5 protein-coding genes are annotated in these 4,374 nt (G+C 71.9%); 1 reads left to right on the plus strand and 4 read right to left on the minus strand.

The features are described 5' to 3' along the window. The 3 genes from AB8Z36_RS32355 to AB8Z36_RS32365 all read right to left on the minus strand — a co-directional run. On the minus strand, positions 1 to 1,121 hold a 1,121-nt coding region (locus AB8Z36_RS32355; RefSeq protein ID WP_369216948.1), incomplete at its 3' end, for a lipid-transfer protein. Then, positions 1,118 to 1,564: a Zn-ribbon domain-containing OB-fold protein gene (locus AB8Z36_RS32360; RefSeq protein WP_369216949.1), complete on the minus strand. Its 447-nt coding sequence runs from the start codon at positions 1,562 to 1,564 to the stop codon at positions 1,118 to 1,120. The genes AB8Z36_RS32360 and AB8Z36_RS32355, both read right to left, overlap by 4 nt. Before the next feature lie 94 nt (positions 1,565 to 1,658). After that, a complete protein-coding gene (locus AB8Z36_RS32365; protein WP_369216950.1) occupies positions 1,659 to 2,486 on the minus strand; it encodes a M15 family metallopeptidase in 828 nt (275 codons plus the stop codon). Between the two features lie 73 nt (positions 2,487 to 2,559). On the opposite strand from AB8Z36_RS32365, the gene AB8Z36_RS32370 reads away from it, so the two are divergent. Next, the gene (locus tag AB8Z36_RS32370) at positions 2,560 to 3,090 is read left to right on the plus strand and encodes an NUDIX domain-containing protein (RefSeq protein ID WP_369216951.1); all 531 of its coding nucleotides are present in this window, start codon (positions 2,560 to 2,562) and stop codon (positions 3,088 to 3,090) included. A 56-nt stretch (positions 3,091 to 3,146) separates the two neighbouring features. Here the strand turns inward: AB8Z36_RS32370 and AB8Z36_RS32375 are convergent. Further along, on the minus strand, positions 3,147 to 4,374 hold a 1,228-nt coding region (locus tag AB8Z36_RS32375), incomplete at its 5' end, for a glycoside hydrolase family 31 protein (RefSeq protein ID WP_369216952.1).

Raw genomic sequence — 4,374 nt, forward strand, 5'->3', positions numbered from 1 at the left:
CCCGTCACCTGCCTGACCCCGGCCGCGCCCCGCAACTGCCAGGTCAGCTCGCAGACCTGGGCGATGGCCTGCGCGGGCACCGCCTCCCCGAAGGCGGCGAGGCCGCCGCTGGTGTTCACCGGCACCCGTCCGCCCGGCGCGGTTACCCCGTCCCGCAGCAGCTTGGCCCCCTCACCGGGGCCGCAGAGCCCCAGATCCTCGTACCACTGGAGTTCCAGCGCGGTGGAGAGGTCGTAGACCTCGGCCAGGGACACGTCTTCGGGGCCTATGCCCGCTTCTTCGTACGCCGCACGCGCGATGGACGCACGGAAGGTCCGGTCGGCGGGGGCGACGGCGGCGGCCGAGTCCGTGGCGATGTCCGGCAGGTCGAGCACCGTGTTCGGATAGGTCGGTGTGACGGTGGAGACCGCGCGGACGCGCACCGGATCGGCCGCCCCGTGCCGCCGCGCGAACTCCATGCTGGACAGGACGAGGGCGGCCGCGCCGTCCGAGGTGGCGCATATGTCGAGCAGCCGCAGTGGATCGGCGACCACGGCCGAGGCGGCGACCTCCTCGGCGCTGACGGGCTTGCGGTAGCGCGCGTACTCATTGAGTGCGCCCGCTGCCGCGTTCTTCACCTTGACCTGCGCGAAGTCGTCGAGAGTGTCACCGTGCACGGCCATCCGGCGCCGTGCGTAGAGCCCGAAGTAGGCCGGGTTGGTCGCCCCGAGGACCCGGAAGCGCAGCCAGTCGGGATCATCGGGCCGCTCACCGCCCGCGGGCCTGAAGAACCCCTTGGGAGCCGCGTCGGCACCGACCACCAGGACCACGTCGGCCATGCCCGCGAGGATCTGCGTACGCGCGGTGGAGATGGCCTGGGCCCCGGACGCGCACGCCGCGTACACGCTCGTCACCCGCGCCCCCTGCCAGCCGAGCGCCCTGGCGAACGTGGCACCCGCCACGTACCCCGGATAGCCGCCCCTGACCGTGTCCGCGCCGACGATCGAGCCCACCGAGCGCCAGTCGACCCCGGCGTCCGCGAGCGCCGCGCGGGCCGCCACCACTCCGTACTCGACGAAACCGCGTCCCCACTTGCCCCAGGGGTGCATGCCCGCGCCGAGCACCGCCACCTCGCCGGTCATGCGCTCACCTCCACGGGCCGCCAGTGCCAGGTCGTCCAGATCGTCCGGCCGTCCTCGTGCAGCACGCCGGGGACGACCTCCACCTCCATGCCGACCTCCAGATCACCGACGTGGACGCCGGGAGCCGCCTGACCGAGCACCACCATGCGCTCCGCGGCCAGCTCCACAGCGATCAACGTGTAGGGCTCCCACGGAAGTTCCGGGTCCGAGACGTAGGGGGCGGGAGGGCGGTAGCGGCCGTCGGTGTACGACCAGACGCGCCCGCGCCGCGACAGCGGCACCTCGGCGAGATCACCGCCCCCGCAGCCGGGATTGCGGCAATGGCCGTCCTCGCGGGGGAAGAACACGGCGGCGCACGTCAGGCAGCGCGTGCCCAGCAGACGGAAGTCCTCCCCCTCACCGGCGAACCAGTCGGCCACTACGGGTGTACGCGTGCGCGTCAAGACTCCTCCTGACTGACGGCCATAGCTGACGGGTCGTCAGGAGTGTGCCACGGTTGCCCGTCATCCGTCAGGGGGCCGTCCCCTCGGGCCGCCGCTACTTGCCCGTCAGCGACCTCCGCGAGACGGGGAAGTCGAAGTAGGTGTCAGGGAACAGCTCGGGCTTGTACGTGTAGTGCCACCACTCCTCCGGCAGGTTGACGAACCCCTGCTCGGCCAGCGCGTTCCGCAGCAGGTCCCGGTGGGCGCGCTGCCTGCCCCCGATGCGCGGGTCGTCCGTGTGCGACAGCGTGTCGAAGCAGTCGAACCCCGTCCCCATGTCGATCGAGTTGTCGGGGAAGCGCTCGCCCTTGGGCGCGAAGCACGGCTTCAGGCGCTCCCCGGGGATGTACGGGCGCGTGGGCAGCGCCGGAAGCCGCACGACCGTCAGATCCAGCGTCGAGCCACGGCTGTGCCCGGACTTCTCCGCGATGTAGCCGTCCTCGAAGAGGCGGGACTTGTCGACATGGGGATAGAACTCCTTCTTCATCCGTTCGTCCCGCAGGTCCGCCGCCCAGCGCACGAAGTGGTCGACGGCCCGCTGGGGCCGGTAGCAGTCGTAGACCTTCAGGGAGTAGCCCTTGCGCAGGAGCGAGCGCTGGGCCTTGTGCAGCGCCTTCGCCGCGGGCTCGGTGAGGATGCACAGGGGCTTCTTGTAGCCGTCGATGGGCTCACCCACGAAATTGTGCGGGGTGGTGTACCGCATCTCCTGGATGATCGTCGGGTCGATGTCACGCAGCGCGACGAACTCCTTCGGGGCTTTTGGTTCGGGTTTTCCATGCGTGGCCCCGGGCGTCGCGTGCGCGGGGGAGGGGGCGGCCGCCACGGCCAGCAGGGCGGCGGCGGACACGGCGAGGTTCCGCAGAGCGGGGACAAAAGCTGTCATGCCCCCTGCGTCTATCAGGACCATGGCCCACCAGGGAAGCCCGACGCCACGAAGATCGGATACAGTCCGCGGCGTGTCCGCATCCCCACACGCCAACTCCGTCCAGGGCTCCCACTGTTCGAGCTGTGGAGCACCCTACGAAGGCCACGTCTCGGGCTGGCCCCGCACCTGCGCCGCCTGCGGAGCCGTGGCCTACCGAAATCCGCTGCCCGTGGCAGTGGCACTCCAGCCCGTCTACGACACCCAGGGCACCGGTCTGGTCGTCGTGACCCGGACCATCGCTCCCTCCCCCGGCGGCGTCGTCCTGCCCGGCGGCTTCATCGACGACCGGGAGGACTGGCGGAACGCCGTCGTGCGCGAACTCAAGGAAGAGACGGGCATCTGCGCCCAGAGCCGCGACGTCCGCCTGGCCGACGCCATGAGCGCGCCCGACGGCTACCTCCTGCTCTTCGGCCTCCTCCCCGAGCGCCCGACGGCCGACCTGCCGGTCACCGCGCCCACGGACGAGACGGAGGGCTGGCACGTCCTGCGCCGCGCGGAGGAACTGGCCTTTCCGCTGCACACCCTGGCCGCGCGCGCGTGGTTCGAGGGGCGCTACATCTGAGGTCGTAGGTGGCTGCTGAGGCGTGGCGTCGGGGGCGCGGTCAGCGGTGGCACCGCTCAGGCACCGAGGCCGCGGACCCGCACCGGACGCTCCGGCACGACCGGGCCCTCGGCGCCCTCCCTCTCGACGAGCACACGGCCCGCGCTCCAGCGGGTCGTGAAGCGTTCGAGTTCCGCCTCCTCCCAGCCGTCGCCCGCGTCCGCGACCACCAGGCCGCCGCCGGTCCCGCCGCGGACCGGCGCCCACGCCTCCAGCGCGATGCCGTCGCTGTCGCGCACCGGTAGCACCGTGCCCGCGCGCGCGAGCACCGGCACACGCGACAGCGGAGCCTCCAGGCGGACCCGCCCCGGCCCCTCGTACGCCCTGCCCGTCGCCGTGTCGTACCAGCGCCCGCGCGGCAACGGCACCGTCCGCTCCCTCGCGCCCTCCTCCAGGACCGGCGCCACCAGCAGGGAGTCCCCGAGCAGGAACGCGTCCTCGCAGTCGCGCAGCGCCCTGTCGTCGGGGGAACCCCACCACAAGGGCCGTACATAGGGAGCGCCCGTACGCCGCGCGAGATGCGCGAGCGTCACGAAGTAGGGCAGCAGCCGCCTGCGTTCACCGAGCGCCACGCGCGCGTGCTCAAGCACCTCCGCCCCGAACTCCCAGGGTTCGCGCCGCCCCGCGTCGATCGCCGCGTGTGTACGGAACAACGGCAGATAGGCGCCCAGCTGGAACCAGCGCAGATACAGCTCCGGGGACGGGCTTCCGTCGAAGCCGCCCACATCGGGACCCGAGTACGGAACACCGCACAGGCCGAGCCCGAGCACCAGCGACAGCGACGCCCGCAGCCCCGGCCACCCCGTGGAGACATCACCGGACCACGTGCCTCCGTAGCGCTGCATTCCCGCCCATCCCGAACGCGAGAACAAGAAGGGGCGCGTCTCGGGCAGCAGCGAGCGCATCCCGTCGTACCCGGCACGGGCCATCGCGAGGCCGTACACGTTGTGCGCCTCCCGGTGGTCCCCGCCACGCCCCTCCATGGAGTGCCGAGCGGAACGGGGCAGCGTCGCCTCACCGAACGCGGCGAACGACACCGGCTCGTTCATGTCGTGCCAGAATCCCGCGAACCCTTGGTTCAGACGCTCCTCATAGAGCCCGGACCACCACTTCCGCGCGCGCGGGTCGGTGAAATCCGGATAGACCGAGTCGCCGGACCACACGACACCCCGCACCGCCCGCCCCGCCGCGTCCCGTACGAAGGCCTCGGCTTTGACCCCGCTCTCGTACGCCTCGACACCGGGC

Origin of the sequence: Streptomyces flavofungini, assembly GCF_041028215.1 — a bacterium.
GTDB classification, from domain to species: domain Bacteria; phylum Actinomycetota; class Actinomycetes; order Streptomycetales; family Streptomycetaceae; genus Streptomyces; species Streptomyces flavofungini_B.

What these genes read in the sequence shown, in the direction of transcription:
- AB8Z36_RS32365 (WP_369216950.1), bottom strand. Translation starts at nt 2,486, where the DNA reads ATGACAGCTTTTGTCCCCGCTCTGCGGAACCTCGCCGTGTCCGCCGCC.